Below are 26371 nucleotides of genomic sequence, written 5' to 3'. Positions count from 1 at the left end.
CAGGCCTACCCGAGCCCCAGCAGCTTGTCCGGGGTGATCGGCAGCTCGCGCACCCGCCGCCCGGTCGCGTGGTGGACGGCGTTGCCGATCGCCGCGGCGGCGCCGACGATGCCGATCTCCCCGATGCCCTTCGAGCCCATCGGGTTGACGTAGGGGTCCTCCTCGTCGATCCAGTGGACCTCGAGGGCGGGCACGTCCGCGTGCGAGGCGACGTGGTACTCGGCGAGGTCGGGGGTGACGATCGCGCCGTGGCGGTGGTCGAGGATCGTCGCCTCGTGGAGCGCCATCCCGAGGCCCATCGTCATGCCGCCCATGAACTGCGAGCGCGCCGTCCGGGGGTTGACGATGCGGCCCGCGGCGAAGACGCCGAGCATCCGCGCGACGCGGGCCTCGCCGGTGTCGGAGTCGACGCGCACCTCGGCGAAGTGCGCGCCGAACGCGTGCATCGCGACGTCGTCCGCGTGGGGGTTCGGCGGCGCGTCGGCGGTCACCTCGGCGCCGGCGGGCGGGTCGCCGTCGTGCTCGGCCAGGAGCTTCTGCGCCGCGGTGACGATCGCGGTGCCCCAGGTCGTCGTCCCGGACGAGCCGCCGGCGACGCTCGCCGGCGGCAGGGCGCTGTCCCCGATGCGCAGCTCGATGTCCTCGACGGCGACGCCGAGCGCGTCGGCCGCGATCTGCGCGAGGACGGTCCACGCCCCGGTCCCGATGTCCGCGGCGGCGATCGTGACGCCGAAGCGCCCGCCGCCGAAGGCCCGGACGCGGGCGGTCGCGCTCTGCCGGTAGACGGGGTAGGTCGCGGCCGCGACGCCGGAGCCGACGAGCCACCGGCCGTCCCGCCGGACGCCGGGCTCGGGGTCGCGTCCCGCCCACCCGAAGCGCTCGGCGCCCTCGCGCAGGCAGGCGACGAGCCCGCGGCTCGAGAACGGCTTGCCGCTCGACGGATCGGTCTCCGGCTCGTTGCGCACGCGCAGCTCGATCGGGTCGATCCCGGCGGCGCAGGCGAGCTCGTCGAGCGCCGACTCGAGCGCGTACATCCCCGGCGTCTCGCCCGGTGCGCGCATCCACGAGGGCGCGGGCACGTCGAGGGCGACGAGCCGGTGGCGCGTGCGGCGGGCGCCCGCCGCGTACATCATCCGCGTGGCGACGGCCGTCTGCTCGGCGAACTCGGTGATGCGCGAGGTGTGCTCGGCGACGTCGTGCTCGATGGCGACGAGCCGCCCGTCCGCCTCCGCGCCGAGGCGCACCCGCTGGATCGTCGGCGTCCGGTGCCCCGCGTTCGGGACGAGCTGGCGCCGCGTCAGCGCGAGCTTCACCGGACGGCCCGGCACCGTCTGCGCCGCCATGCACGCGAGGACGGCGTGCGCGTGCAGCTGGCCCTTGCCGCCGAAGCCGCCGCCGACGTACGGCGCGACGACGCGCACCGTCTCCGGGTCCAGGCCGAAGAGCTCGGCGACGGTGGCGCGCACGCCGTGCGGGTGCTGCGTCGACTCGTGGAGCTCGACCCCGGCGTCCGACCACGTGACGACCGTCGTGTGCGGCTCCATCGGGTGGTTGTGGTGCATCGGCGTGCGGTACGTCACGTCGACCGCGTGGGCGGCGGACGCGAGCGCCCCGTCGACGTCGCCGTCCTCGGTGACCGCCGGGTAGTCGGGGTTCACCGTGTCGGGGACGTAGGCGTCCGGGTGGTCCCAGGCGAGCGCCGTGTCGTGCGCCGCGGCGTCGACCTCGACGCGCACGAGCCCCGCGGCCCGCGCCGCCGCCTCCGGGGTGTCCGCGAGGACGCCGCCGACGAACTGCCCGCGGTGTGTGATGTCGGGCGACTGCAGGATGCGCAGCGGCGGCCGCGCGTGCTCGGGCAGGGCCGGCGCGTTCTCGTGGGTGAGGACCCCGAGGACGCCGTCGACCGCGAGGGCGGCCGCGGCGTCGATCGCGGTGATCCGGCCGCGGGCGACCGGCGCGAGCAGCGGGACGAGATAGGCGGCGCCGGCCGGCAACTGCTCGAAGGCGTACCGGGCCTGGCCGAGGACCTTCAGGCGGCCGTCCGCGCGGCGGCGGTCCTCGCCGACGGCGGCGCGGCGGGTGAGCTGATCGGTCATGCGAGCTCCTCGGTGAGCAGGTCGCGCAGCACGGCGACGATCGTCGCGCGGGCGAGCGGGATCTTGAAGGCGTTCTCGCCCTGCGCCGTCGCGGCGGCGAGCTCGGCGTCGGCGGCCTCGCCGAGCCGCGCGGCGGTCGGCACGGCGCCGCGCAGGACGGCCTCGGCCTGCTCGGCGCGCCACGGCTTGGGGGCCACGCCACCGAGCGCGATGCGGACGTCGTGCAGGACCCCGTCGCGGACGTCGACGGCGGCGGCGACCGACACGAGGGCGAAGGCGTAGGACGCGCGGTCGCGGACCTTGCGGTAGGCCGACCGCGCGGTCGGGGACGGCGGCGGGAGCGTCACGGCGACGATGAGCTCGCCGTGCTCGAGGACGGTGTCGCGCTCGGGCTCGTCGCCGGGCAGGCGGTGCAGCTCGGTCAGCGGGAGCGTCCGGCCGCCGCCGGGCCCGGCGGTCTCGACCGTCGCGTCGAGCGCGGCGAGCCCGACGGCCATGTCGGACGGGTGGGTCGCGATGCAGTGCTCGGAGGCGCCGAGGATCGCGTGGCCGCGGGTCACGCCGCCGATCGCGCTGCACCCGGCACCGGGGTCGCGCTTGCCGCAGGCCATCGTCACGTCCTGGAAGTACGGGCAGCGGGTGCGCTGGAGGAGGTTCCCGCCGGTCGTCGCGACGTTGCGCAGCTGGCCGGAGGCGCCGGCGAGCAGCGCCTCGGCGAGGACGGGATAGGACGCGCGCACCCGCGGGTCCGCGGCGAGGTCCGCGTTCGTCACGCCGGCGCCGATCCGCAGGCCGCCGCCCGGGACGTCCTCGATCTCGCGCAGCGGCAGGCGGGTGACGTCGACGAGCAGGTCGGGGTCGAGGAGCCCGAGCTTCAGGTGGTCGACGAGGTTCGTCCCGCCCGCGAGGAAGCGCGCGCCGGGACGGCCCGCGACGGCGGCCACGGCCGCGTCGACGTCGGTCGCCCGCTCGTAGGCCATGGCGGGGGTGCTCACGACGCCACCTCGCGGATCGCGGAGACGATGTTCGCGTAGGCGCCGCAGCGGCAGAGGTTCCCGCTCATGCGCTCGCGGATCTCCTCGTCGGTCAGGGTCGGGACCGCGGCGACGTCGGCGGTCGCGTGGCTCGCGTGCCCGCGGCCGGCCTCGTCGAGCATCCCGACCGCCGAGCACAGCTGCCCCGGCGTGCAGTAGCCGCACTGCAGGGCGTCGTGGTCGAGGAAGGCCTCCGCGAGCGGGTGCAGCCCGTCGCCCTCGCCGAGCCCGGCGGCGGTCGTCACCTGCGCGCCGTCCTGCTGGACGGCGAGCGTGAGGCAGCTCAGCACGCGGCGCCCGTCGACGAGGACGGTGCAGGCCCCGCACTGGCCGTGGTCGCAGCCCTTCTTCGGGGCGGTGACGTCGAGGCGCTCCCGGAGGGCGTCGAGCAGCGTCGTTCGCGGATCGACGGCGAGCGGGCGGGTCACGCCGTCGACCGTCAGGGTGATGTCGAGCATGGCCCGGGCCTACCCGAACGGCCTCGGCGCTACGCGCGCGAGGGGGTGCGTACGCGCCGGAACACCGCTCATCCTCCTTATGGGGAGGGCATACCCCCCGCACGTGCGATGGTGCGCAAACCACAAGCTTGGGACCGTAGACATCATGTCCACGCCTACCGCCACCCGCCCGTCCCTCGAGGGTTCTCGCTACGACATCTCGGCCCGCTCGTTCTGGGAGCAGGACTTCTGGGCCCGCAACGAGGTCTTCTCCGAGTTCCGCCGCGACTGCCCGGTCTCCTGGCACCGGCCGTACGAGTCCACCCTGCTGCCCCCCGACGAGGACACGCCCGGGTTCTGGTCGGTGTGGAAGTACGACGACATCAAGTACGTCTCGCGCAACGCGAAGCTCTTCGACTCCGGTCGCGGCATGCTCATGGAGGACTTCCCGGAGGTCGTCGCCCAGGCCTCGCAGTCCTTCCTCTGCATGGACGACCCCGAGCACGCGCAGCTCCGCGCGATCGTCTCGCAGGCCTTCACGCCGCGGCGCATGCGCAAGATCGAGGACTGGATCCGCCAGGAGGTCGTCTCCGCCGTCGACGACGTCATCGAGCTCGGCGAGGCCAACGTCTCCGAGGCGCTCGCCAAGCAGATCCCCGGCCGCATCTTCGCCGACTTCTTCGGCCTCGAGGGCGACGCCGACCGCAGGATGGTCATGGATGCCGCCGAGGCGATGCTCGCGTGGGACGACCCGACGATCGCCCAGGGCCGCGACGCGCTCGAGGTCTACGGCGAGGAGTCGATGAAGCTCCTCGACCTCTGCTACGAGCTCATCGACGAGCGGCGCACGAAGCCCGGCGAGGACCTGCTCAGCTGGTGCGTCCAGGCCGAGGTCGACGGGCGCAAGCTCGAGGACTGGGAGATCGGCGCGTTCTTCACGCTGCTCGCCGCGGCCGGCAATGACACGACCCGCCACTCGATCGCCCACGCGCTGCAGCTCTTCACGGTCCACGAGGACCAGCGCGAGCTCCTGCTCGGCGACCTCGACGGCCGGCTCGACGGCGCGGTCGAGGAGATCCTCCGCTACGTCGGCCCGGTGCAGCAGTTCCGCCGCAACGCGACCGAGGACACCGAGATCCGCGGCCAGCAGATCAGGAAGGACGACAAGGTCGTCATCTGGTACTGCTCGGGCTCCTACGACGAGGACGTCTTCACCGACCCGACGAAGTTCGACATCACGCGGACCGACAACAAGCACCTCGGCTTCGGCGGCGGCGGTCCGCACTTCTGCCTCGGCTCGGCCCTCGGGCGCATGATGGTGAAGTACGCGCTGCACGAGGTCTACACGCGCATGCCGGACCTGCGCACCGGCGAGCCCGAGTATCAGGTGAACAACTTCATCCACGGCGTGCACCACCTCGGCGCGACGTGGACCCCCGGCCCGAAGACCGGGACGTCCGCCTGATGCTGCCCGGCGCCTACCCCTCGGACCGCGTCGCCATCCGCATGGCGACGTCGGGCCGGGAGATGACGTACGGCGAGCTCGACGAGGCCGCGAACCGCCTCGCGCGCTTCTTCCGCGACAGCGGCCTGCAGCCCGGCGACCACGTCGCCTTCACGATCGAGAACAGCCCCGAGTTCCTCGCGGTCTGCTGGGGCGCGCACTACGCGGGCCTCCTCTACACGGCGTGCTCGACGCGCCTGACCGACGAGGAGATGGCCTACCTCGTCGAGGACTGCGGCGCGCGCGTCTTCATCCTCTCCTCGCGGTACGCCGAGCGCGGCCCCGGCGTCAAGGAGCGCACGCCCGGCGTCGAGCGGTACCTCGCCCTCGGCGGCGCGATCGACGGCTACGAGGACTACGACGCCGTCGTCGGCGCGGTCGATCCGGCGCCGCTGCCGGAGCCGCGGATCGCCGGCCGCGACATGCTCTACTCGTCGGGGACGACGGGCCGCCCCAAGGGCATCCGGCCCGCCGACCTCACCGCGACGCTCGCGGAGTCACCGGTCATCGTCACCCCGGTCCTGGAGGGCATGTTCGGCGTGGGCGAGGACGACGTCTACCTCTCGCCGGCCCCGCTCTACCACGCGGCGCCGCTGCGCTTCTGCATGGCGATCCACCAGCTCGGCGGCCGGTGCGTCGTCATGGAGCGGTGGGACGAGGCGCAGGCGCTGAAGCTCATCGAGGAGCAGGGCGTCACGCTCGGCCAGTTCGTCCCGACGATGTTCGTCCGGGCGCTGCGGCTCCCCGCCGACGTCCGCGAGGCGGCCGACGTCTCGTCGCTGCGGCTCGTCATCCACGCGGCCGCCCCGTGCCCGCGGGACGTCAAGCAGCAGATGCTCGACTGGTGGGGCGACATCATCCACGAGTACTACGCGTCCACCGAGGGCTGCGGCATGACGTGGGTCACCCCCCAGCAGTGGCGCGAGAAGCCCGGCACGGTCGGCAAGGCGCTCATCGGCGTCGCCCACATCGTCGACGAGGACGGACGCGAGGTGCCGGCCGGCACCGACGGCGCCGTCTGGTTCTCGGACGGGCCCGTCTTCGAGTACCACAACGACCCGGACAAGACGGCCGCCGCGACCGACGCGCGCGGCTGGCAGACGTTCGGCGACATCGGCCACCTCGACGAGGACGGCTTCTTGTTCCTCACCGACCGCGCCTCGTACATGATCATCACCGGCGGGGTGAACGTCTACCCGCAGGAGGCGGAGGACGCGCTCCTCTCGCACCCGAAGGTCATGGACGCCGCCGTCTTCGGCATCCCGCACGCGGAGATGGGCGAGGAGGTCAAGGCCGTCGTCCAGCCGCTCGAGATGCCCGCCGACGAGGAGGCCGCCGCCGCGCTCGCCGACGAGCTCATCGCCTTCTGCAAGGAGCGCCTGGCGAGCCTGAAGTGCCCGCGCTCGGTCGACTTCCGCGCCGACCTGCCGCGCACCGAGACCGGCAAGCTCGTCAAGCGCCTGCTGAAGGACGAGTACGTGGCGGCGGCGAACGCCGCGGCCGCCGTGGGCTGAGGGCCGGCCGGTCGTCCGCCGGCGCCGTCTGGGCGCCGGCGTCGACGGCGGCGCAGACGGGGGAGGCCGGAGTGGCCGCTTGTCCGCGAGGACGAGTGGAATCCTGCTGCCGGCAGACGACACCAGGATTCCACGCGTATCGCGAGCAGCGGGACCCGCACGAACACCCCGTCATCCGTGCGTTTCGTGCGCCTCGTCCCCGCGGCAGCTCCCGTCCGCCGTCTCCAGACGCCGTTCGGCGCCCCGCACGACGAGCGCGCCGGCGGACGACCCGGCGATCCTCAGACCTCCAGGCCCGCGCGCTGCGTCAGGCGCAGGTACTTCGACACCGCCTCCGCGCGATTGCTCGCACGGAGCTTGCGGAGGATGTGCTTCACGTGGGACTTCACGGTCCCCTCGGAGATGACGAGCCGCTCGCCGATGCCGGCGTTCGTGTGCCCGGCGGCGAGCAGCGCGAGCACCTCGAGCTCGCGCGCGGTGAGGAGCGTGTGGAGGCGGTGGTCGCCGGGAGCGGGCGGCGCGAGCCGCGGCTGGCCGTCGGCGGTCGGCTCGGAGTCCCCGGCGATGCGGACCTCGGAGTCGCGGATCTCGCCGAGGACCGCCTCGAGCGACGCGGCCATCGCGCTGACCTGCGCGCCCTGGGCCCGGATGCGGCCGGCGAGCACGACGCGCTCGAAGACGTAGCCGAACGCCTCGGCGAACGCGAACAGGACGTCGCGGTCGATCTCGTCGGGGTGCCGCTGGGTGACGTAGTAGTCGGCGTGGAAGAACCCGATGACGTTGCCCTCGGGCATGATCGGCGCGGCGACGTACGAGCGGGAGTCGGAGACCTCCGCGATCGGCCGGTGCACCTGCCGCGACTCCTGGACGTCGAAGACGAGCATCGGCGCGCGGCGGCGGGCCATCTCGGACTCGAGGATCATGTGGTCGAGCGGCTGCGGCGCGAAGCTCGCCGCCTTGAGGATCTCCTCGGCCCAGCCGTCGTCGCCCTCGACGTGGATCTTCACCGGGATCCACAGGGAGTCCTCGACGCGCGAGAGGATGACGCGGTCGAAGCCGAGGCCACGCGCGATCTCGCCCGGGGCGCGCTCCACCATCTCCTCGGTCGAGGAGATCCCGCGCAGGCGAGCGAGCGTCTTCTGCATGCGGCCGAGCGCGTCGTAGCGGCGGCGCAGGCGGTACTCGCGCAGGTCGCCGTGGACCTGATGCAGCGCGGCGAGCAGGTCGCCGCGCTCGGGGTCCGTCCGCGGCATCTCGGTCGCGAGCTCGATGAGGCCGTCGAGCTGGCTCAGGCTCTCGTCGACGCCGCGGGGGACGGCGGCCGGCCCACCCTCGGGCGGAAGGAGCCTCCCGGCGCTGACCAGGACGTCCGCGAGGCGCTCACGGAGCTCGGCGTCGCTGATCGCCGGGCCGCGGGCACGCCAGTTCTCGATCCTTCCCATGGGCGGACTTTGAACCATCCTGTGAACGCGTGCGTCGGCGGCCGGGCATAAGGCAGCCACCCGCGGTGGTGGTGCGGGGCCGTATCAGCCGGTGACGTCCCTCCCGATGAGGTGGCGGGCGATGACCCACTGCAGGACCTCGTTCGCGCCCTCGAAGATCTCGAGGATCTTCGCGTCGCGGTAGATCTCCTCCAGGCGGAACTCCTCGCCCGTCGCCGCGATCCTCCGGGCGAAGCCGTAGCCGCCGTGGACCTGGATCGCGTCGCGCGCGACGTCGTTCGCCAGGCGGGTCGCGAAGGACTTCGCCATCGACGCCTCGGGCTCGCCCGCGCGGTCGCCCCGGTCGAGGCGGACGGCGGCCTTGTAGTACATCGAGCGGGCGGCCTCGAGCTGCGTGGCGTGCTCGGCGAGGCGGTACTGCCAGTGCTGCATCTCGCCGATCTTCTTGCCGAAGAGCTCGCGGGTGCGGGTGCGCTCGACGGCGAGGTCGAGGGCCGCCTGCGCGACGCCGACCCCGGCGGCGGCGATGCCGACCCGGCCGGCGGCGAGCGACGCGAGCGCCGTCGCGAGGCCCTTGCCCGCGGCGCCGAGCGCGTGGTCGGCGGGGACGTGGACGTCCTCGAGCACGATGTCCGCGGTGATCTGCCCGCGGTGGCCCATCTTCAGGTCCGGCTCGCCGACGGTGACGCCGGGGCTCTTCATGTCGACGAGCAGCATCGTGCACGCCTCGTTCTCGCCGTCGCGGCAGAGGATGCAGAGCCAGTCGGCGACGATCGAGTTCGTGATCCACCGCTTGCGGCCGTTGACGACGAAGCCGTCCTCGGTCCGCGTCGCGATGGTCTTCAGCGCGGACGGCGTGAGGTCGGAGGAGGCGTCGGGCTCGGTCGTCGCGAAGGAGAACGCGAGCTCGCCGGAGATGAGGCCGGGGAGGACCTTCGCGCGCACGTGGTCCTGGGCGAAGGAGAGGCAGCGGGCGTTGAGGATGCACTGCCCGTCGTAGACGCCGGCGAGCGACGAGGACTCGTAGGCGATCTCCTCGGTGACGATGCACGTCGCGAGCATCGGGTGGTCGAGGCCCGCGCCGTAGGGCTCCGGGAACGGGACCGCGAAGCAGCCCTCGGACGCGAGCCCGCGGAACGCGCTCCACGGGAAGGCGTCGCGCGACTCGATCTGCGAGCCGATCTCGCGGGCGACGGGGGCGAGGTGGGTGGCGACCGCGTCGCGCGCCATCCGGCGGACGTGCCGGACGTCCTCGGGGAGGAAGACGTCGTGCCAGGTGCGATCCTGGGTGCGCGGCGGGGCGGCGGACGCGCCCGCGGGCTGCTCGGTGGTGGCCATCGCCCGATCTTCGCGGATCGCCGCGGCGGTCCCCACGCCCTCGCGGGGGGCCGTTGCCCTCCGGATGGGGGACCCGGTGCTCCGCATGGGAGGTCGAGCCGTCCCGGGCGCCCGCCTAGCGTCCCGCTGACGATGAGCACTCCGACGTCCGCCCCCGGCCCGACGATGCAGCGAGACCTCTACGAGCCCGAGCACGAAGACCTCCGCGAGAGCTTCGGCCGCTTCCTCGACGCCGAGGTCGTGCCGCACTACGAGGCCTGGGAGGCCGAGGGCCGTATCCCGCGCGAGGTCCTGCGCCGCGTCGGCGAGCTCGGGTTCCTCGCCTTCGCCGTGCCGGAGGAGCACGGCGGCCCGGGCATCGGCGACTTCCGCTTCAACGCGATCGTCAACGAGGAGTGCTGCGTCCGCGGGCTGCAGGCGTTCGCGCTCTCGGTGACGATGCAGAACGACGTCGCGCTGCCGTACTTCCTCGAGCTGACGAGCGCCGAGCAGCAGGCGCGCTGGTTGCCCGGGATCGTCTCCGGCGAGCTCGTCCTCGGCATCGCGATGAGCGAGCCGCAGACGGGGTCCGACCTCCAGGCCATCGGCACGACCGCGGTCCGGACCGACGACGGCTACGTCGTGAACGGCTCCAAGACGTTCATCACGAACGGGCTCAACGCCGAGCTCATCATCACCGCCGTGCGCACCGGCGGCCGCGGCGAGCTGAGCCTCCTCATCGTCGAGGACGGCACCCCCGGCTTCACGCGCGGGCGCAACCTCGAGAAGCTCGGCCAGCACGCGCAGGACACCGCCGAGCTCTTCTTCGACGACGCCCTCGTCCCGCACGAGAACCTCCTCGGCGCCGAGGGCAGCGCCTTCCACCAGCTGACCCACAACCTCGCGCAGGAGCGTCTGTCGATCGCGATCGGCTCGGTCGCCTCGGCCAAGGGGACGCTGCAGCGGACGCTCGCGTACGTGAAGGACCGACACGCGTTCGGCCGCCCGATCGGCACGTTCCAGAACTCGCGCTTCGTCATGGCGGGGTGCCGGACGGAGGTCGAGGTCGCGCAGGCGTTCGTCGACCGCTGCGTGCAGGCGCATGTCGAAGGACGCCTCGGCGTCGACGAGGCCGCGATGGCGAAGTACTGGTGCTCGGAGATGCAGGGCCGCGTCGTCGACCAGTGCCTCCAGCTCCACGGCGGGTACGGCTACATGCTCGAGTACCCGGTCGCGCGCGACTACGCCGACGCCCGCATCTCGCGGATCTACGGCGGCACGACCGAGATCATGAAGGAGGTCATCGGCCGCGCGATGGGCCTCCGCGAGCCGAAGGCCTGAGCCCTCCTCACTAAGAGGGGTGACCGTCATCCCGTGGGAGGATTCGCGCCCCGGGGGCCGGAGGAGAGGATGGTCCCATGTCACTCTCCGGTCACTGCCTCTGCGGCGCTGTCACGTACAGCACCGACTCCGATCCGATCATGGTCGCGATCTGCCACTGCACCGACTGCCAGCGGCAGAGCGGCGCGCCGTTCTCCCTGAACGTCGCCGTGGACCGCGACGCGCTGACGATCGGCGGCGACTCGCTCACGACGTACGAGACGGTCGGCGGCGCGATGGACATGAAGCGCGAGCGGATGTTCTGCAACCGGTGCGGCTCGCCGCTCATCTCCGTCCTCGAGGAGGCGGGCGACATGGCGTTCATCAAGGCCGGCACCCTCGACGACACGAGCGTCATCACGCCCGAGCTCGAGGTCTACACCGACAGCGCCCAGCCGTGGTTCCACGCCGCGGAGGCCGAGGAGCGCGGCCTCTTCCCGGCGGGCATCCCCACCTAGCCGGATCTGCGCCCAGAGGGCTTGTTCCGGCCGTCTGCTCAGCGTCGCGTGAGCTGCAGATAGCGGGCGACCGCCTCGGCGCGGTTGCTCACCCGCAGCTTGCGCATGATGCGCTTGACGTGCGACTTCACGGTGCCGGGGGCGATGACGAGCTGCGCGGCGATCTCGACGTTCGTCGCGCCCGAGGCGACGAGCTCGAGGACCTCGCGCTCGCGCGCCGACAGGAGCGTCGCGAGCGGCGAGACGCGCGCCCCCGGCCGCGCGGCGAGCGCGTGCTCGGGCGGCCGCTCGTGGTGCGCGAGCCCGAGCTCCTCCTCCGCGAGCGCGTTCACCGCGTCCGCCGCGGCCATGAGCGTCGCGTGGATCTCCGCCCGCTGGCGCTCGAGCCGCTCGACGATGACCGCGCGCTCGAAGAGGAGGCCGAAGTGCTCGGCGAACGCCCACAGCGTGTCGCGGTCGACGGCGTCGACCTCGCTCCCCTGGCCGGCGCGGTCGGCGTGGAGGAAGCCGATGACCCGGCGCGTCGGCATGATCGGCGCGGCGACGTAGGACGTCGTCCCGGCGACGTCGACGAGGTTGCGGAAGGTGCCGGCGTTGCGGGCGGCGGGATCCAGGACGAGGACCGGGATGCGACGGCGCACGAGCTCGGTCTCGACGAGCATGTGCTCGAGCGGGATCTCGAGGTCCCCGATGAAGCTCGTGAAGGCGTCGTTCTCCGGTGCCGCCTCGGCGAGGTGCAGCACCTCCGGGATCCAGCGGGAGCCCTCCACCCGCGAGATCATCGCGCGCGTGAACCCGCAGCAGCGGCACAGCTCGGCCGGGACCTGCTCGATGAGGGCGGCGGTGCCGTCGAGCTCGCGCAGCCGGCCGATCGCGCCGTTGATCGCGATGAGCGCGCGGGTGCGGCGTCCACCGTCATGGGACGCCTCGCTCGCCCCGCGGAGCTCGGCGGTGAGCCGGTCGAGCTCCCGCAGCCGGGCGGCGAGCGCGGCGGCGTCGTGGGCGTCGCCGGCGCGGACGTCCTTCGCGAGGCGGTCGCGCTCGGCGGCCGCCGTTGCCGCGTCGCGGACCATCGTCAGCCGCCGGGCGTGGCCTCGGTCGCCGCCGGGAACACGACCCGCAGGCGCTTCTTGTCGGCCTTGCCGGCGTCGGTCATCGGGAGGTCGTCCTCGGTCAGCCACCAGCGGCTCGGCACCGCGAAGGCGGCGATCCGCTCGCGGGCGTAGGCGTCGAGCTCGGGCACACCCGCCGTCGCCCCCGGGCGGAGCTTCACGGCCGCCGCGACCTCCTCGCCGAGGTCGGGATGGGGGAGGCCGACGACGGCGACGTCCGCGACGTCCGGATGCTGGTGGAGCGTCGCCTCGACGTGCGGCGCGGCGATGTTCTCGCCGCCGCGGATGACGACGTCCTTCGAGCGCCCGGTGACGTAGAGGCGGCCGTCGACGAGCTTCCCGAGGTCGCCCGAGTGGACGAAGCCGTCGGCGTCGATCGTCGCGGCGGTCGCCTCCTCGTCCCGCCAGTAGCCGAGCATCTGGCCGGGGGTGCGCGCGAGGATCTCGCCGACGCCGTCCTCGTCGGGGCTTGAGATGACGAGGTCGACGGCGGGCAGGGGGTAGCCGGTCGTCCCGGGGAACTCGGTGATCGTCCGCGTGCTCGCGCGGGCAAGGGTGCCGCTCGTCTCGGTCATGCCGTAGACGTTGTTCACCCGCTGCGCGGTGTTCGGGAACGCGGCCTGCAGGCGCTCGAGCAGCTCGGGGGAGACCGGGGCGCCCCCGAGCGGGATCGAGCGCATCGAGCTGACGTCGCGGTCCTTCAGCGACGGGTGCTCGAGGACCCGGATCGTCATCGTCGGGATCGCGCCCCAGACCTCCACGCGGTGCCTCTCGATGACCTCGAGGACCTGGGCGGGGTCGAACTTCCCCTCGAGGAAGACGAGCGTCCCGCCGCCGATGAGCGCGAGGCCCAGGGCCTGCAGGCCGCCGATGTGGAAGAGGGGCCCGGTGAGGAGGGAGACGAAGCCGCGGTCGTCGGGCTTCAGCATGTGGGGGAGGCGGCGCGACACGGCAAGCGACTGGTGCATCGTCGCGATCCACGAGCGGTGCGCGAGGGTCGCGCCCTTCGGCAGGCCGGTCGTGCCGGCGGTGAAGACGATGAGGCCGGGGTCGTTCTCGTCCCCGTCCGAGACGCGGTCGACCGGCGGGGGCGGCGTGCCCGCGCGGGCCGCGGCGATGGCTGCATCGACCATCGGGCGCAGGTCGTCGACGTCGATCGTCGCCGTGCCGGCCGGGACCTTGGCCAGGCGCTTGGCGTCCCCGATGACGAGGGCCGGCTCGGTGAGGGCGATCGCGTGCTCGACCTCCTCCTCGCTCCACCACCCGTTGCCGGGGGCGGCGATCGCGCCGATCGCGAGGCTCGCCCACAGCGAGACGACCCACTCCGGGGAGTTGACGGCGAGGATGAGGACGCGGTCGCCGGGGGCGACGCCGAGGTCGCGCAGGTGCGCGCCGACGGCGTCGACGACCGCGAGGGTGTCGTCGAAGGTCAGCGTGCGGTCGCCCTGGACGAGGTGGGGACGGTCGCCCCAGCGCGCGCCGTCCTCGAGCAGCTGCGGCAGGCGGGTGCGGCGGGGCTCGTAGAGGAGGAACGGGATTCCGCCGGTTTCGGAGCGCGCGACCGTGTCGCCCCAGACGAAGGTGCTGACCATACGGAAAAGTCTACACCTCATTGGTTGGACAGTAGAGTAATATCGGGGCATGACCGAGACGACGACCCGCCGCGCCGGGGAGATGCCCGAGGCGCTGCTGACCGATGAGCTCATCGCGTCGATGAGCAAGCGCGCCGGCACGCAGCTGCGCATCGAGCACTCGACGAACAACGAGGAGGCGACCCGGATCGCCGTCGCGAAGTTCGCGGCGGGCATCGGGGACATCAACCCGCTGTGGACCGACGCCGAGTACGCGGAGTCCTCGCCCTACGGCGCGCGCGTCGCCCCGCCGAGCTTCTTCATCGGCTGCTTCTCCGGCATCCAGTTCGGGTGGCCGGGCCTCGGCTCGTTCCACAACCTCACGCGCGTGACGTTCCGCAAGCCGGTGTACGTCGGCGACACGGTGAACGCGACGTGCACGTACGACGGCTTCACGGGCCCGCGACCCTCGAACTTCGCTGGGAACATGGTCACCGATCTCTTCACGAACCGGTACGCGAACCAGCACGGCGAGGAGCTCGCCCAGATCCACTGGGAGGTCGTGAACTTCGAGCGGTCCGCCGCGAAGGAGAAGACGAAGGACAAGTCCGAGCAGGGCTCCGGGCCGAAGCTGCCGCACCCGTGGGACGCGGCGGACCTCGAGCGGATCGAGGCGCAGGTGCTCGCCGAGGCGCCGCGCGGCGCGACGCCCCGCTACGTCGAGGACGTGAAGGTCGGTGACCACGTCGACACGCTCACGAAGGGGCCGATCGGCCTCACGGACGAGATCGCGTTCGTCGTCGGCGGCGGCACGCCGATCCCGCGCCTCAGCGCGCACGCCGTCGCGCTGCACTCCTACGCCAAGCACCCGGCGTGGTCCTTCCGCGACCCCGAGACGAGCGCGCAGGAGCCGATCTACTCCGTCCACTACAACAAGCACGCGGCCCGGGCGATGGGCGTCGGGTACCCGTACGACGTCGGCTTCCAGCGTCAGGCCTGGCAGATCCACCACCTCTCGCACTGGTGCGGGGACGCGGGCTTCATCAAGGCGTGCGAGTCGCGCTACCGGCGCTTCGTCTTCCTCTCCGACGTCGTCGAGCTCAGTGGCACCGTGACGGGGATCCGGGTCGACGAGGACGGCGAGCACGTCGTGGACATCGAGACGCGCGCGGTGAACCAGCGCGGCGAGGACTGCATGCCCGGCAAGGCGACCGTCGCGCTGCCGAGCCGCGACGACGACGCGAGCCAGAGCCCCGCGGCCCGCCGGGCGCGCTGACAGACTCCGTCCCGTGGCGACCGCGCGCGAGCCCGAACCCGATGCCGTCGAGTGGGTGCGCGAGCGCTGGGCGGCGCAGGACCTGCCCGAGGCGGGGCGCTTCGCCGCCGTCGCCGCGGTCATGCGGGCCCACGCGGTCATCGTCGCGGAGCTCGACCGGGCGCTGCGCCCGGTCGGCATCGGGCGCACGTCGTACCTCGCGCTGCTGACGCTCGCGCTGTCGAAGGGCGGCGCGCGGCCCCCGAGCTACCTGAGCCGCTACCTCCTCGTCCACCAGACGACGGTGACGAACCTCCTCGACCACGCCGAGAAGCAGGGCTGGGTGAGGCGCGAGCCGCACCCGACCGACCGCCGCGCCTCGCTCGCCGTGCTGCTCCCGCCGGGGCGCGCGATCGTGCGCGAGGCGACGGCCGCGGCCGCCGCCGTCGGGTTCGGCGTCGGCGACGTCGACGAGGCGACGCTCGCCACGCTCACCCAGGCGCTGCGCGGCGTGCGCGAGGCCGTCGGCGACCTGCCCCGCGCCCGGTGAGCGACACCGGGCCGGACGCGCCGGGCCCCGGCGCCGACTGACAGCTCACGCCGGAGGGGTCTGCGTCAGCTGTCAGTCGGCGGCTTGGCGGGCGGACGCGCTCAGGCCGACGGCGCGCCCGTGGCCGCCGCCGCCCGGGCGAGGTCCTCGGCGACGTCGACGATCCAGTCCTCCTGGCCGGCGACCGCCTTGCGGTTGCCGAGCTCGACGAGGATGTCGCGGGGGTCGAGGCCGAGGCGCTCACCGTGGCGCTTGGCGTGCAGGAGGAAGGTCGAGTAGACCCCGGCGTAGCCGATGGCGAGCGACTCGCGATCGGGGAACGGCTGGAAGGGCATGAACGGCAGGACGACGTGCTCGGCCGCGTCGCTCAGCGCGAACGTGTCGAGCGGCGTGTCGTAGCCCATGCGGTCGAGCGTCGCGGCGAGCAGCTCGGTCGCGGCGTTGCCCGCCCCGGCGCCGAGCCCGCGCAGGCAGCCGTCGACCCGGGCGGCGCCCGCCTCGATCGCGGCGACCGTGTTGCCGATGGCCAGGCCGAGGTTGTTGTGGGCGTGGAAGCCGACGTCGCCGGTGACGTCGCGCAGCGCGGCGACCCGTTCGCGGGCGCCCGCGGGGACGAGGGCCCCGGCCGAGTCGACGATGTAGATCGCGTCCGCGCCGAAGCCCGCCATCAGGCCCGCCTGCTCGGCCAGCGCGGCCGGCTCGAGCATGTGGCTCATCATGAGGAAGCCGATCGCCTCCATGCCGAGCGCCTTCGCCGCGGCGAAGTGCTGCTCGGAGACGTCGGCCTCGGTGCAGTGCGTGGCGATGCGGACGGCCCTCGCGCCGCGCTCGGCCGCGGCCTTCAGCGTCACGCGCGTCCCGATGCCGGGGATGAGCAGGACGGCGATCCGCGCGCGCTCGGCGGTCTCGGCGGCGCGGGCGATGAGGTCCAGCTCGTCGACGGCGCTCATGCCGTACTGCAGCGAGGAGCCGCCGAGCCCGTCACCGTGCGCGACCTCGATCATCTCCACGCCGGCGCGGTCGAGCGCGCGCACGACGGCCTCGACCTGCTCGGCCGTGTACGTGTGGCGCATCGGGTGCGACCCGTCGCGCAGGGTCGTGTCGCAGACGAGCGGGGCCTTCGGTTTCGGGCTCACGCGGGAACCTCGGTGGTGGGGGAGGGAGCCGCAGGGGAGAGCTCCGCCGCGATGCGCCGCCCGATCCGGCACGCGGCGGCGGTCATGATGTCCAGGTTGCCCGCGTAGGCCGGGAGGAAGTCGCCGGCGCCCTCGACCTCGAGCAGGGCGATGACGACCGGGACGCGGCCCCAGCGCGTGTCCTGCTCGTCGACGACGACGGACTTGCAGCGGTAGCCGGGGACGTAGGCGGCGACCTCGGCGACGCGGGCGTCGATCGAGGCGCGCACCGCGGCCTCGTCGAGGGTGCCGGCCGCGGGCACCGCGTACAGCGTGTTGCGCATGAGGATCGGCGGGTCGGCCGGGTTGAGGACCATGATCGCCTTGCCCTCCTGCGCGCCGCCGACGCGCTCGATGGCGCGGGCGGTCGTGAAGGTGAACTCGTCGATGTTCTTCCGCGTCCCCGGCCCGGCCGAGAGCGACGCGATCGTCGAGACCATCTCCGCGTAGGCGAGCGGCGCGGCGTCGTTGATCGCCGCGACGATCGGGATCGTCGCCTGCCCGCCGCAGGTGATGAGGTTGACGTTCGGCGCGGCCGCGTGCTCCTCGAGGTTCACGGCCGGGACGACGAGCGGCCCGACCGCGGCGGGGGTGAGGTCGACGGCGACCTTGCCCGCCGCCTGCAGGCGCGGCGCCGCCTCGCGGTGCGCGTACGCGGAGGTCGCGTCGAAGACGATCCGGACCTCGTCGTCGGCGAGGATCGCCTCCAGGCCCGCGTGGGAGACCGGCACGCCGAGCTGCGCCGCGCGGGCGAGCCCCGCGGAGGCCGGGTCGATCCCGGCGAACAGCGCCACCTCGATCTCGTCGACCGCCCGCAGCTTCATGAGCAGGTCGGTGCCGATGTTGCCGGTGCCGAGGATCGCGACCTTCACGGGGGTGCTCATCCGCTCAGGCCTCGATCGTGACGGTGACGGTGCCGAGCAGCGGCCCGAAGTCGGCGACGTACACGCCGGGGGTCGCGTCGATGGCCGGGGTGAGGGAGCCCGAGAGGATCGGGACGCCGGCGGGCAGCTCGTCGCCGCGGCGGCCGAGCTCGTTCGCGAGCCAGGCGACGGCCTCGGCCGGGTCACCGAGCACCGCGCTGCCCTCGCCGGCCATGACGACCTCGCCGTCGCGGGCGAGGGTCATCTTCGTCTGCGGCAGCGGGCCGGCGTCCGGGAGCGTGACGTGATCGGCGATCACCGCGCCGAGGCAGGAGGCGTTGTCGGCGACCGTGTCGACGAGCGTGATCCGCCAGTCGCGGATGCGCGAGTCGATGAGCTCGAAGACCGGCATGACCCCGGCGGTCGCGTCGCGCACGTCCTGCGCGGTGATCGCGTCCCCACCCACCCCTCCGGCCAGCGGCCGCGACAGGAGGAAGCCGACCTCGCCCTCGATGCGCGGGGTGATCGTGTGGAGCGCGGCGAGCGAGACGGTCGCGCCGTCGCCGAAGGTGTGCGTGTCGAAGAGGACGCCGAAGTCCGGCTGGTCGACGCCGAGCTGCTGCTGGATGCCCGCGCTCGTCAGGCCGATCTTGCGGCCGGTGACGGTCCGGCCCGCCGCCGCGTGACCGGCGATGAGCGCCCGCTGGATCGCGTAGGCGTCGTCCACCGTGAGGTCGGCGTGCGTGGCCGAGATCGGGTCCAGCGGGCGGCCGGTCTCGAACGCGTCGAGCAGCGCGGTCGCGACGGCACCGGCCCGGGAGAGGTCGAGCGAGGACGGGGGAGAGGGCACGCCTGCACCCGACCAGCTGCCCGTTCCGCCCGCAAGCGCTGTCCTGATAGTTTGGACGGGACGATGCTGCTCACGGTGAAGAACGTCGGCCGGATCCTCGACCTCTACGACCTCGATCAGCCCGAGCTCGGGCCGACCGAGGTCGCCGCGAAGCTCGCGATGAGCAAGTCGAAGGCGCACCTGCTGCTCACCTCGATGGCCGAGATCGGCCTCCTGCGCCGCGGTCACGGCGGTCGCTACGCCATCGGCTGGCGGGCGCTGTCGCTCGAGCGCCTCGTCACCGGCAACGCCCCGTTCCGTCCGCTCGCCCGGGCGATGGCGCTGCGGCTCGCCCGCCACTGCGGCGAGATGATCCACGTCGCCGCCCTCGACAGCGGGCGCGTCGTCTACGTCGACCGCGTGCCCGGCGCGCGGGCCGCCGCCGTCCCCGTCTCCGCCGTGGGCGCCACGCTTCCGGCCCACTGCAGCGGGGTCGGCAAGCTTCTCCTGGCCCACCTGGAGCCGGCCGAGATCGACGCCGTCCTCGACCAGCACGGCATGCCGCAGCTCACCGTCGCCACGATCTGCGACCGCGAGGCCCTGTACGCCGAGCTGCACCGCATCCGCCGCGACGGCGTCGCCTTCGACCGCGAGGAGGTCCAGCGCGGCCTCTCGTGCGTCGCCGCCCCGATCGTCGACGCCGACGGGCACGTCGTCGCCGCGATGTCGATCTCGGCGCCGACCGCCCGCTTCGGGCAGCAGGAGCACGCCTACCGCGCGACGATCGTCGGCGCCGCGGAGGGCGTCAGCCGCCAGCTCCGTGCCGCGGTCCTCCCCGAGGCCGCCGCGGTATTGTCCTAGATAGACGGACGTCCATTGCGCCGGGCCGCGAGGCACCGATAGACCTAACGATCGTTACCCGTCCTGGAGGAATCTCGTCATGCCGATCACCCATCTGGGCCACGCCGAACTCGTCGTGACCGACCTTGCCGCCTCCCGGGCGTTCTTCACCGACATCATCGGGCTGCAGGTCAGCGAGGAGCGCGAGGGCACCGTGTTCCTCCGGGCCTGGCAGGACTGGGACCACCACACGCTGCAGCTCACCGAGGGTCCCGAGTCGGGCCTCGCGCACCTCGGCTGGCGCGTCCCCGCGAAGGCCGACGCCGACGAGATCCGCACCCGGCTCGAGGGCAGGGGCATCACCGTCGAGGAGCGCGCCGGCGCGGGCAACGACGGCCACGGCGACTCCTACCGCTTCACGACGCCGGGCGGCCTGCCCTTCGAGCTGTACTGGGAGGTCGAGTACTTCCAGGCCGAGGGCGACCAGGTCTCCCGCATGGCGAGCCACCCGAGCCGCATCCCGCTCACCGGCGCCGCGCCGCGCCGCTTCGACCACGTGACGTTCATCGCGGACGACGTCGTCGCCGAGCAGGAGTTCCTCACCGAGGTCCTCGGCATCCGCCACAACTACTTCGTCAAGGACACCGAGGGCGTGCGCTGGGGCTCGTGGCTCTCGTGCAACAACGTCAGCCACGAGACCGCCGTCACCCGCAACGCGGCGCAGACCGGCGGCCTGCTGCATCACATCGCGTACTACGCGGATACGGTGGACGAGGTGACCAAGGCGGCGTCGATCCTCGTGGACCACGGCTTCGAGCTCGAGTGGGGCCCGGGCAAGCACGGCACCTCCGGCGCGACGTTCCTCTACTTCCGCGAGCCCTCGGGCAACCGCGTCGAGATCTGGACCGGCGGCATGCTCATCTTCGACCCGGACTGGAAGGCGATCGAGTGGGGCCCGGAGATCGGCCACCTCGGCAACTCGATGTGGGGCACCCCGCTCCCGGACTCCTTCCGCGAGGGGACGAGGCTCGGCGAGCCCGAGAAGGTCGCGTGATGTCAGGAGGCAACGGCAGCGGGCCCGGCGCCTCAGACCGGGAGCGGGTGCGGTCGTTCATCGTCGACGACAAGGAGCGCGGCGTCTTCCGGGTCGACCGCGCGTCGATGACCGATCCGCTCGTCCTCCAGCGCGAGATGCGCAAGGTCTTCGAGCAGTCGTGGCTCTACCTCGGCCACACCTCGGAGATCGCCGGCGAGGGCGACTACGTGCGCCGCAGCGTCGGCGGCCGCTCGATCATCTTCGTGCGCTCGCGGGACGGCGAGGTGCGGGCCTTCCACAACGCGTGCCCGCACCGCGGCGCGATCGTCTGCCGGCAGGACGCGGGGACGGCGAAGGCCTTCCAGTGCTTCTACCACGCGTGGACGTTCGACACCCAGGGCGCGCTCGTCGGCATCCCCGGCAAGGAGGCGTACGCGGACGGCTGCTTCGACAAGGCCGACCGCTCGCTCACCCCGGTGCCGCGGCTGGAGGAGTACCGCGGCCTGTGGTTCATGTCCTTCAAGCCGGACATCATGTCGCTCGGCGACTGGCTCGCGGGCGCGAAGGAGTACATCGACCTCATCATCGACCAGTCGCCGTCGCAGGAGCTGCGCGTCATCGACGGGTCGCACCGGTACTCGATGCGGGCGAACTGGAAGCTCCTCGTCGAGAACTCCGTCGACGGCTACCACGGCATGCCGACCCACCAGACGTACTTCGACTACGTCATCGGCGCCGGCGGCCTGGGCGCGGGCGGCAAGAAGCTCCACGGTCGCGGCTACTCGCTCGGCAACGGGCACGCGGTCATCGAGTACTGGTCGCCCTGGGGACGGCCGGTCGCGCGCTGGGCGCCGCAGATGGGGGAGGCGGCGAAGGCCGAGATCGAGGCGACGAAGCGCGACCTCCAGGAGCGGCTGGGCACCGACCGGGCCGAGCGGATCTCCGAGTGGAACCGCAACATGATCATCTACCCGAACCTCGTGATCAACGACATCATGGCCGCGACGATCCGGACGATCAACCCGATCGCGCCGGACATGATGGAGATCGACGCGTGGGCCGTGGCGCCGGTCGAGGAGGAGTCAGGCCGCCTCGAGACGCGGCTGCAGAACTTCCTCGAGTTCCTCGGGCCGGGCGGCTTCGCGACCCCCGACGACGTCGAGGCGCTCGAGTCCTGCCAGATGGGGTTCAACGCCGGCGGCGACCAGTACAACGACATCTCCCGCGGGATGCTCCGCGAGGCCCAGATGGACGACGAGCTGCAGATGCGCACGTGGTGGCGCCAGTGGGCGGCCCAGATGTCCGGGGTGCAGGTCGACGACTGGGGCGACGCGCCGCCGCCCGAGAACGTCGAGCACGCCCCGCCCGGCTGGCAGACCCCGCAGCCGACGTCGGCATGACCGAGCCTCGCGTAGCCCTCGTCACCGGCGGCGGCGGGACCGGCGGCATCGGCGCCGCGATCGTCGCGGCGCTGAAGGAGGACGGCTGGAGCGTCGTCGTCGCCGACCTCGGGGGCGACGCCGACGTGACGGGCGACCTCTCGACGTCCGCAGGCGCGGCCGGCGCGGTGCAGGCGACGCTCGACCGCCACGGCCGCCTCGACGCCCTCGTGAACAACGCCGGCGGCGGGGTGCTGCGCGCGTTCGTCGACCACGACGAGGAGTCGATCGCGAAGACGATCGGCGGCAACCTCCTGACGACGATCCACTGCACGCAGGCGGCGATCCCGCACCTGCCGGCTCCCGGCGGACGGATCGTGAACATCGGTGCCGAGTCCGTCCGCAACGGCCTCTCCCTCCACGCGATGTACAACGCGGCGAAGGGCGGCGTGCACGGCCTCACGACCGGCCTCGCCCGTGAGTTCGCCCCGCGCGGCATCACGGTCAACTGCGTCGCGCCCTCGATCATCGCGACCGACGCGGTGCAGGAGATGCTCGCCGACCCGTCCGGGTTCCCGGAGGAGTGGAACGCGATGATCGACGAGGCCGTCGCGCTCATCCCCACCGGCCGCGCCGGCACCGTCGAGGAGGTCGCCGCGGTCGTGCGCTTCCTCGCCTCGCCGGAGGCCTCGTTCGTCACCGGTCAGATCATCAGCGTCAACGGCGGGAGCAGCATGTCATGAGCACCACGCACGCCCTCACCGAGCGCATGCTCCTGCGGCTCGAGGCCGAGGAGTTCCTCATCGACGAAGCCGCCCTCCTCGACGCCTGGAGGATGGACGAGTGGCTCGCCCTCTTCACCGAGGACTGCCGCTACATCGTCCCCTCGACCGACCGGCCGCACGGCGACCCGTCGCGGGACCTGACGCTCGTCGACGACGATCACGAGCGGCTCTACTGGCGGGTGAACCGGCTCAAGAGCCGCCACGCCCACCGCGAGTTCCCCTCCTCGCGCACGCGCCGGCTCATCACGAACGTCCGCGTCCTCGAGCACGACGAGGACGGCATGACCGTCACCTGCACGATCGTCGTGCACCGCTTCCGCCACCAGCAGCAGGACCAGTTCGTCGGCCGCTACGAGCACGTCCTCGTCCGCACGCCCGACGGGCTGCGCATCAAGGGTCGCCGCGCCGAGCTCGACCTCGAGCGCCTGAGCCCGAACGGCTCGATCTCGATGGTCTTCTGATGGAGCGCGAGGCCGCCCTGCGCGACCTGCTCGCCGGCTGCGCGATCCTCGACGGCGAAGGGCTGACGAGCGCCTTCGGCCACCTCAGCGCGCGGCTGGACGACGGCACGCTGCTCGTCTCCGGCAACCTCGGGCCCGGACTCGTGCGGACCGCCGCCGACGTCATCCGCGTCGACGCCGAGGGGACGGTCGTCGAGGGCGACGCCGCCCTGCGCGCGGGGGAGCTGCCGATCCACCTCGGGCTCCTGGCGGCCCCGGCGGGTGGGGGCCGACACAGCGTCGCCCGCTTCCACGGCCCCGCCGTCCTCGCCTGGGGGACGCTGAACCGGCCGCTGCCCGGCGTGCTCGGCATGGGCCTCTTCTGCGGCCACGAGGTCCCGGTCTTCGACACGGAGACGACGGTGACGACCGCCGCCCAGGGCGCGGCGCTGGCGGCGGCCGCGGCCGGCGCGCCCGCCGTCCTCCTGCGCGGCTTCGGCGCCGCGACCGCCGGCCGGACCGTCCGCGAGGCGGTCACCCGCGCGTGGCTGCTCGAGCGCAACGCCGCCGCCGCGCTCGCCGCCTCCGCCGCCGGCACCCCGCAGCCCTTCGGCCCCGAGGCCGCCGCCCCCTTCGCGGCCGCCGAGGGCCCGGCCGCCGCCCAGCTCGCCCGCCTCTGGCACTACCTCTGCCGCCGTCACGGCGTCACCTGACACCCCGGAAGGACCACCCGATGAGCACCCCCACCGCCTCCGACACGACGACCTCGATCTGGCTCGACCTGCTCGGCTCGGGCGCCGGCGAGCGCTTCTACGACGTGGGCGGCGTGCGCACCCGCGTCATCGAGGCCGGCTCGCCGGAGCTGCCGGCCCTCGTCCTCATTCACGGGACCGGCGGCCACGCCGAGACGTACTGCCGCAACATGGGCCCGCTGTCGGAGCACTTCCGCGTCCTCGCGCTCGACCTGCCGGGGCACGGGTTCACCGACCGGCCGGCCACGGCGCCGACCGTCGCCGACCACGCGGCGCACATCGTCGGCCTGCTCGACGCGCTGGGCATCGAGCGCGCGCACGTCTCCGGCGAGTCGCTCGGCGGGATGGTCGCCGCGTGGTGCGGCATCGCGCACCCGGAGCGCTTCGACAAGGTCGTCATGAACACGGGGACGCTCGCCCGGCCGGACGCCGCCGGGCAGGCGCAGCTCGACGACCTCGAGCAGCGCACGCTCGCGCTCCGCGACAACGGCGTCACGCGCGAGGGCACGCGCCACCGGATGAACTGGCTCGTCGCCGACCCCTCGCGGATGACCGACGAGATGGTCGAGGTCCGCATGCGCGTCTACTCCCAGCCGGGGATGCTCGACTCGGTCGCGATGATCATGTCGTGGGTGGTCGGGATGCTCCGCGGCGACCACGGCGAGGAGTTCATGGCGCCCGGCGTGCTGAAGCGCCTGGAGCGCCCGACGCTCGTCCTGTGGACCGAGGACAACCCGGGGCAGACGACCGAGCTCGCCGAGCGCGTCTCGCAGGACATCCCCGACCACCGCTTCGAGGTCCTCACCGACTGCGCGCACTGGCCGCAGTTCGAGCGCCCGGACGTCTTCAACCAGACCCACCTCGACTTCCTCCTGGGGGCCTGACCGTGCACGCCGACCTCCTCGCCGCCCTCGACCGTCCCGGCCGGGACGCGCCGCCGCGCCTGAGCGACTACGACGACGAGCGGGCGTCCTTCTCGCTCGAGGTCCCCGAGCGCTTCAACCCGGTCCTCGCGATCGTCGAGACGTGGGCGGCCGAGTCCCCTGACGACCCCGCGGTGCTGACGCTCGACGGCGCCGGGGACGTCGTCGCGCTGCAGTCGATCGCCGAGCTCGCGCAGGCCTCCCGCGAGGCGGCGCGCGCCTTCCTCGCGGCCGGGGTCACGAAGGGCGACCACGTCTTCATCATGCTGCCGCGCGTGCCCGAGTGGTACGCGGCGATGCTCGGCGCGATGCGCATCGGCGCGGTACCGATGCCGGGGCCGAACCTCCTGACCGCCAAGGACATCTCCGACCGGATCGACCGCGCCGAGGCGGTGGCGGCGGTCACCGACGTCGCCGGGGCGGCGAAGGTCGACGCCGCGTGGGGCGGGCTGACGGCGCGCTTCTGCGTCGGCGCCGGCAACCACGCGCCCGAGGGCTGGACGGACTTCGGCGCCGCCTGTGCGGCGGCGGGCGACGGCGAGACGCCGCAGGACCCGACCCACCGCGACGACCCCCTGCTGCTGTACTTCACGAGCGGCACGGTCTCGGCGCCGAAGATGGTCCAGCACACGCAGGCCTACGGCCTGGGGCACGTCGTCACCGCGCGCTTCTGGCACGACCTGCGCCCGGGAGACCTGCACTGGACGGTCACCGACACCGGGTGGGCGAAGGCGGCGTGGGGCGGGCTCTTCGGCCAGCTCCACGAGCTCGCGTGCATCGTCCAGGTCGCGCTCGGCAAGCCCGACGCGGACACGATCTTCGGGGTCCTCGCGCGGCATGGCGTCACGTCGTTCTGCGCGCCGCCGACGCTCTACCGCACGCTCGTCCAGGGCGACTTCGGCAAGCACGACCTGTCGAAGCTGCGCCACTGCACGAGCGCCGGCGAGCCGCTGAACCCCGAGGTCATCCGCGCCTGGAAGGACGGCACCGGCGGCCTGACCGTCTACGACGGGTACGGGCAGACCGAGACGTGCTGCGTCGTCGCGAACTACCGGTCGATGGAGGTCCGGCCCGGCTCGATGGGGCGCCCCGTCCCCGGCTGGGACATGACGGTCGTCGACGACGACGGACAGCCGGTGGAGACGGGTGAGGTCGGCAACGTCGTCGTCCGCCACGAGCCCGTCCGTCCCGTCGGCCTCTTCCCCGGCTACCACGGCGACGAGAGGGCGACGGAGGGCGTCTTCCGCGGCCCCTTCTACTACACCGGTGACAAGGCCGCCCTCGACGAGGACGGCTACTTCTGGTTCGAGGGCCGGGGCGACGACGTCATCACCTCGTCCGCCTACCGGATCGGCCCCTTCGAGGTCGAGTCCGCCGTGCTCGCGCACCCCGCCGTCATGGAGTGCGCGGTCGTCGGCCGCGACGACCCCGAGCGCACCCAGCTCGTCGTCGCGATCTGCATCCTCGCCCCGGGGCACGAGGGGACGCCCGAGCTCGCGAAGGACATCCAGGACTTCGTCAAGCAGCAGAGCGCGCCGTACAAGTACCCGCGCGAGGTGCACTTCGTCGACGAGCTCCCGAAGACCGTCAGCGGCAAGATCCGCCGCGTCGAGCTGCGCGGCTGGCTCGCGGACGAGCGCCTGCCGCGGGGCGGTGCCTGACGCACGGCGTCGTCGCGC

Annotated in this window: 24 protein-coding genes; 14 read left to right on the top strand and 10 right to left on the bottom strand. The window is 73.1% G+C overall.

The genetic code is table 11. The annotated features are described in order from the left end of the window. Window positions 1-5: 5 nt before the first annotated feature. The 3 genes from NBH00_RS20170 to NBH00_RS20160 are packed head-to-tail and all read right to left on the bottom strand — an operon-like array spanning window position 6 to window position 3588. Window positions 6-2096, bottom strand: coding sequence for a xanthine dehydrogenase family protein molybdopterin-binding subunit (locus NBH00_RS20170; protein ID WP_254570371.1), 2091 nt, complete (start codon window positions 2094-2096; stop codon window positions 6-8). After that, entirely contained in the window at window positions 2093-3076 is a 984-nt protein-coding gene (locus tag NBH00_RS20165) for an FAD binding domain-containing protein (RefSeq protein WP_367401350.1), read from the bottom strand. Before NBH00_RS20165 ends, NBH00_RS20170 begins: the two co-directional genes overlap by 4 nt. 11 nt (window positions 3077-3087) lie before the next feature. After that, complete coding sequence (locus tag NBH00_RS20160) at window positions 3088-3588, bottom strand: 2Fe-2S iron-sulfur cluster-binding protein (protein ID WP_254570369.1); 501 nt, start codon at window positions 3586-3588, stop codon at window positions 3088-3090. A 145-nt stretch (window positions 3589-3733) separates the two neighbouring features. On the opposite strand from NBH00_RS20160, the gene NBH00_RS20155 reads away from it, so the two are divergent. Next, window positions 3734-5032, top strand: a complete 1299-nt coding sequence (locus tag NBH00_RS20155) for a cytochrome P450 (protein ID WP_254570368.1) — start codon at window positions 3734-3736, stop codon at window positions 5030-5032. Next, a complete protein-coding gene (locus NBH00_RS20150; RefSeq protein WP_254570367.1) occupies window positions 5032-6585 on the top strand; it encodes an acyl-CoA synthetase in 1554 nt (517 codons plus the stop codon). Before NBH00_RS20155 ends, NBH00_RS20150 begins: the two co-directional genes overlap by 1 nt. A 281-nt stretch (window positions 6586-6866) precedes the next feature. Here NBH00_RS20150 and NBH00_RS25330 read toward each other — a convergent pair whose 3' ends face one another. Then, on the bottom strand, window positions 6867-8027 hold the full coding sequence (locus NBH00_RS25330; protein WP_302182657.1) for a helix-turn-helix transcriptional regulator: 1161 nt from the start codon (window positions 8025-8027) through the stop codon (window positions 6867-6869). An 84-nt stretch (window positions 8028-8111) separates the two neighbouring features. Further along, window positions 8112-9365, bottom strand: coding sequence for an acyl-CoA dehydrogenase family protein (locus NBH00_RS20135; protein ID WP_254570366.1), 1254 nt, complete (start codon window positions 9363-9365; stop codon window positions 8112-8114). Window positions 9366-9497: 132 nt separating this feature from the next. Here NBH00_RS20135 and NBH00_RS20130 point away from each other — a divergent pair, with 132 nt between their 5' ends. Continuing rightward, window positions 9498-10685, top strand: a complete 1188-nt coding sequence (locus NBH00_RS20130; RefSeq protein WP_254570365.1) for an acyl-CoA dehydrogenase family protein — start codon at window positions 9498-9500, stop codon at window positions 10683-10685. Between the two features lie 77 nt (window positions 10686-10762). Further along, window positions 10763-11182 carry a GFA family protein gene (locus NBH00_RS20125; protein ID WP_254570364.1) on the top strand — a complete coding sequence of 140 codons (420 nt, stop codon included), beginning with the start codon at window positions 10763-10765 and terminating at the stop codon, window positions 11180-11182. Window positions 11183-11220: 38 nt separating this feature from the next. Here the strand turns inward: NBH00_RS20125 and NBH00_RS20120 are convergent, their stop codons facing one another. Beyond that, window positions 11221-12255: a helix-turn-helix transcriptional regulator gene (locus NBH00_RS20120; RefSeq protein ID WP_254570363.1), complete on the bottom strand. Its 1035-nt coding sequence runs from the start codon at window positions 12253-12255 to the stop codon at window positions 11221-11223. 2 nt (window positions 12256-12257) lie between these two features. Beyond that, on the bottom strand, window positions 12258-13886 hold the full coding sequence (locus tag NBH00_RS20115) for a class I adenylate-forming enzyme family protein (RefSeq protein ID WP_254570362.1): 1629 nt from the start codon (window positions 13884-13886) through the stop codon (window positions 12258-12260). Between the two features lie 49 nt (window positions 13887-13935). Here NBH00_RS20115 and NBH00_RS20110 point away from each other — a divergent pair, with 49 nt between their 5' ends. Continuing rightward, window positions 13936-15141, top strand: a complete 1206-nt coding sequence (locus NBH00_RS20110) for an FAS1-like dehydratase domain-containing protein (protein WP_254570361.1) — start codon at window positions 13936-13938, stop codon at window positions 15139-15141. A 13-nt stretch (window positions 15142-15154) separates the two neighbouring features. After that, window positions 15155-15670 (top strand): MarR family winged helix-turn-helix transcriptional regulator, encoded by a 516-nt coding sequence (locus NBH00_RS20105; RefSeq protein ID WP_254570360.1) that lies wholly within the window; start codon window positions 15155-15157, stop codon window positions 15668-15670. A gap of 101 nt (window positions 15671-15771) precedes the next feature. Here the strand turns inward: NBH00_RS20105 and dmpG are convergent, their stop codons facing one another. The 3 genes from dmpG to NBH00_RS20090 are packed head-to-tail and all read right to left on the bottom strand — an operon-like array spanning window position 15772 to window position 18558. Continuing rightward, window positions 15772-16806 carry a 4-hydroxy-2-oxovalerate aldolase gene (gene dmpG, locus NBH00_RS20100; protein ID WP_254570359.1) on the bottom strand — a complete coding sequence of 345 codons (1035 nt, stop codon included), beginning with the start codon at window positions 16804-16806 and terminating at the stop codon, window positions 15772-15774. Continuing rightward, window positions 16803-17729 (bottom strand): acetaldehyde dehydrogenase (acetylating), encoded by a 927-nt coding sequence (locus tag NBH00_RS20095; RefSeq protein WP_254570358.1) that lies wholly within the window; start codon window positions 17727-17729, stop codon window positions 16803-16805. Before NBH00_RS20095 ends, dmpG begins: the two co-directional genes overlap by 4 nt. Before the next feature lie 4 nt (window positions 17730-17733). Then, the gene (locus NBH00_RS20090) at window positions 17734-18558 is read right to left on the bottom strand and encodes a 2-keto-4-pentenoate hydratase (protein ID WP_254570357.1); all 825 of its coding nucleotides are present in this window, start codon (window positions 18556-18558) and stop codon (window positions 17734-17736) included. 63 nt (window positions 18559-18621) lie between these two features. On the opposite strand from NBH00_RS20090, the gene NBH00_RS20085 reads away from it, so the two are divergent. The 8 genes from NBH00_RS20085 (at window position 18622) to NBH00_RS20050 (ending at window position 26353) form a co-directional block, all read left to right on the top strand. Continuing rightward, window positions 18622-19398 carry an IclR family transcriptional regulator gene (locus tag NBH00_RS20085; protein WP_254570356.1) on the top strand — a complete coding sequence of 259 codons (777 nt, stop codon included), beginning with the start codon at window positions 18622-18624 and terminating at the stop codon, window positions 19396-19398. A 79-nt stretch (window positions 19399-19477) separates the two neighbouring features. Beyond that, a complete protein-coding gene (locus tag NBH00_RS20080) occupies window positions 19478-20431 on the top strand; it encodes a VOC family protein (RefSeq protein WP_254570355.1) in 954 nt (317 codons plus the stop codon). Continuing rightward, window positions 20431-21813 (top strand): aromatic ring-hydroxylating oxygenase subunit alpha, encoded by a 1383-nt coding sequence (locus NBH00_RS20075; protein ID WP_254570354.1) that lies wholly within the window; start codon window positions 20431-20433, stop codon window positions 21811-21813. Before NBH00_RS20080 ends, NBH00_RS20075 begins: the two co-directional genes overlap by 1 nt. Further along, window positions 21810-22535, top strand: coding sequence for an SDR family NAD(P)-dependent oxidoreductase (locus NBH00_RS20070; protein WP_254570353.1), 726 nt, complete (start codon window positions 21810-21812; stop codon window positions 22533-22535). Before NBH00_RS20075 ends, NBH00_RS20070 begins: the two co-directional genes overlap by 4 nt. Further along, entirely contained in the window at window positions 22532-23038 is a 507-nt protein-coding gene (locus tag NBH00_RS20065) for an aromatic-ring-hydroxylating dioxygenase subunit beta (protein ID WP_254570352.1), read from the top strand. Before NBH00_RS20070 ends, NBH00_RS20065 begins: the two co-directional genes overlap by 4 nt. After that, entirely contained in the window at window positions 23038-23730 is a 693-nt protein-coding gene (locus tag NBH00_RS20060; RefSeq protein ID WP_254570351.1) for a class II aldolase/adducin family protein, read from the top strand. Before NBH00_RS20065 ends, NBH00_RS20060 begins: the two co-directional genes overlap by 1 nt. Window positions 23731-23750: 20 nt before the next feature. Next, window positions 23751-24653: an alpha/beta fold hydrolase gene (locus NBH00_RS20055; RefSeq protein WP_254570350.1), complete on the top strand. Its 903-nt coding sequence runs from the start codon at window positions 23751-23753 to the stop codon at window positions 24651-24653. Window positions 24654-24655: 2 nt separating this feature from the next. Next, entirely contained in the window at window positions 24656-26353 is a 1698-nt protein-coding gene (locus tag NBH00_RS20050) for an acetate--CoA ligase (RefSeq protein ID WP_254570349.1), read from the top strand. Window positions 26354-26371: the final 18 nt, after the last annotated feature.

Origin of the sequence: Paraconexibacter antarcticus, from assembly GCF_024220175.1 — a bacterium.
GTDB lineage: Bacteria > Actinomycetota > Thermoleophilia > Solirubrobacterales > Solirubrobacteraceae > Paraconexibacter > Paraconexibacter antarcticus.
Note: the sequence above shows the minus strand (reverse complement) of the source record. Positions and strands in the feature narration are given on the sequence as shown.

Excerpts from the sequence above, each read along its gene's own strand:
- NBH00_RS20170 (WP_254570371.1), bottom strand. The coding sequence starts at position 2,096 with ATGACCGATCAGCTCACCCGCCGCGCCGCCGTCGGCGAGGACCGCCGC.
- NBH00_RS20165 (WP_367401350.1), bottom strand. The coding sequence starts at position 3,076 with ATGGCCTACGAGCGGGCGACCGACGTCGACGCGGCCGTGGCCGCCGTC.
- NBH00_RS20160 (WP_254570369.1), bottom strand. The coding sequence starts at position 3,588 with ATGCTCGACATCACCCTGACGGTCGACGGCGTGACCCGCCCGCTCGCC.
- NBH00_RS20155 (WP_254570368.1), top strand. The coding sequence starts at position 3,734 with ATGTCCACGCCTACCGCCACCCGCCCGTCCCTCGAGGGTTCTCGCTAC.
- NBH00_RS20150 (WP_254570367.1), top strand. The coding sequence starts at position 5,032 with ATGCTGCCCGGCGCCTACCCCTCGGACCGCGTCGCCATCCGCATGGCG.
- NBH00_RS25330 (WP_302182657.1), bottom strand. The coding sequence starts at position 8,027 with ATGGGAAGGATCGAGAACTGGCGTGCCCGCGGCCCGGCGATCAGCGAC.
- NBH00_RS20135 (WP_254570366.1), bottom strand. The coding sequence starts at position 9,365 with ATGGCCACCACCGAGCAGCCCGCGGGCGCGTCCGCCGCCCCGCCGCGC.
- NBH00_RS20130 (WP_254570365.1), top strand. The coding sequence starts at position 9,498 with ATGAGCACTCCGACGTCCGCCCCCGGCCCGACGATGCAGCGAGACCTC.
- NBH00_RS20125 (WP_254570364.1), top strand. The coding sequence starts at position 10,763 with ATGTCACTCTCCGGTCACTGCCTCTGCGGCGCTGTCACGTACAGCACC.
- NBH00_RS20120 (WP_254570363.1), bottom strand. The coding sequence starts at position 12,255 with ATGGTCCGCGACGCGGCAACGGCGGCCGCCGAGCGCGACCGCCTCGCG.
- NBH00_RS20115 (WP_254570362.1), bottom strand. The coding sequence starts at position 13,886 with ATGGTCAGCACCTTCGTCTGGGGCGACACGGTCGCGCGCTCCGAAACC.
- NBH00_RS20110 (WP_254570361.1), top strand. The coding sequence starts at position 13,936 with ATGACCGAGACGACGACCCGCCGCGCCGGGGAGATGCCCGAGGCGCTG.
- NBH00_RS20095 (WP_254570358.1), bottom strand. The coding sequence starts at position 17,729 with ATGAGCACCCCCGTGAAGGTCGCGATCCTCGGCACCGGCAACATCGGC.
- NBH00_RS20085 (WP_254570356.1), top strand. The coding sequence starts at position 18,622 with ATGCTGCTCACGGTGAAGAACGTCGGCCGGATCCTCGACCTCTACGAC.
- NBH00_RS20080 (WP_254570355.1), top strand. The coding sequence starts at position 19,478 with ATGCCGATCACCCATCTGGGCCACGCCGAACTCGTCGTGACCGACCTT.
- NBH00_RS20075 (WP_254570354.1), top strand. The coding sequence starts at position 20,431 with ATGTCAGGAGGCAACGGCAGCGGGCCCGGCGCCTCAGACCGGGAGCGG.
- NBH00_RS20070 (WP_254570353.1), top strand. The coding sequence starts at position 21,810 with ATGACCGAGCCTCGCGTAGCCCTCGTCACCGGCGGCGGCGGGACCGGC.
- NBH00_RS20065 (WP_254570352.1), top strand. The coding sequence starts at position 22,532 with ATGAGCACCACGCACGCCCTCACCGAGCGCATGCTCCTGCGGCTCGAG.
- NBH00_RS20060 (WP_254570351.1), top strand. The coding sequence starts at position 23,038 with ATGGAGCGCGAGGCCGCCCTGCGCGACCTGCTCGCCGGCTGCGCGATC.
- NBH00_RS20055 (WP_254570350.1), top strand. The coding sequence starts at position 23,751 with ATGAGCACCCCCACCGCCTCCGACACGACGACCTCGATCTGGCTCGAC.